A 1,051-nucleotide genomic window follows, 5' to 3' on the forward strand; every position below is an offset into this window, starting at 1 on the left:
TCACCAGAAGGGACACCTTATGACCATCCAGAAGACTCACTCTCTCGAAGCGGTTGGCGGCGTGTCGCTTGCCGGGGGCGAGCCGGCCGCAGACGGTGCAAGCGTGAGGACGACACCGGAGAGCGTAGATGGGCTCAGCCTGGATCTGCTGGACGCGCTGACGCTGCTGGCCCAGGACAAGGTCCGCGAGGGTGGACTGCGACTGGTCGGCGAGGACGGCCTGCTGCCGGCGATCACGCAGCACCTCATGCAGGCCGCCCTGGAGGCCGAGATGGACGAGCATCTGGCCGTCGAGGCCGAACGCGTCGGCGGCCGGGGCTCACGCTCGGGCGGCAACGGCCGCAACGGGTACCGCACCAAGAAGGTGATAAGCGAGGTCGGCACGCTCACGCTGCAGATCCCGCGGGACCGGCTGGGCACCTTCCGCCCCAGCGTCCTGCCCAGGCATGCCCGCAGGACCGGTGCGCTGGACGAGATGGTCCTCTCGCTGACCGCCCGCGGCATGACCTCCGGCGAGATCGTCGCGCACCTCGATGAGGTGTACGGGATGAAGACGTCCAAGGAGACCATCTCCACGATCACCGACAGTGCGCTGGAGTCGATGAACGAGTGGCGCACGCGTCCCCTGGACGCCGTGTATCCAGTGGTCTTCATCGACGCGATCCACGTGAAGATCCGGGACGGGCAGGTAGCCAACAGACCGATCTACGTGGCCGTCGCGGTCACCGCCGACGGCTACCGCGAGATCCTCGGACTGTGGGCCGGCAACGGCGGCGAGGGCGCCAAGTACTGGCAGCAAGTCCTCACTGACCTGCGCAATCGCGGCGTGCGGGACGTGCTCATGCTGGTGTGTGACGGCCTGACCGCGCTGCCCGAGGCGGTGGCGAACGTGTGGCCGCAGACCGTCGTGCAGCGATGCGTCGTTCACCTCATCCGGCAGAGCCTGCGCTACTGCTCACGGCGGGACTGGCCCGAGGTCGCCGCCGACCTCAAGCCCGTCTACACCGCCGTCAACGAGGCCCAGGCCAAGGAGCGCCTGAACGAGTTCGAT

General features: G+C 67.9%; 1 protein-coding gene. It reads left to right on the forward strand.

The genetic code is table 11. From position 1 onward, the window contains the following. Positions 1 to 139 precede the first annotated feature (139 nt). Positions 140 to 1,051, forward strand: a 912-nt coding sequence (locus tag ACLHRZ_RS42495; protein WP_490424000.1) for an IS256 family transposase, incomplete at its 3' end; no start/stop codon positions are given.

This window comes from Streptomyces sp. AM25 (assembly GCF_058146165.1).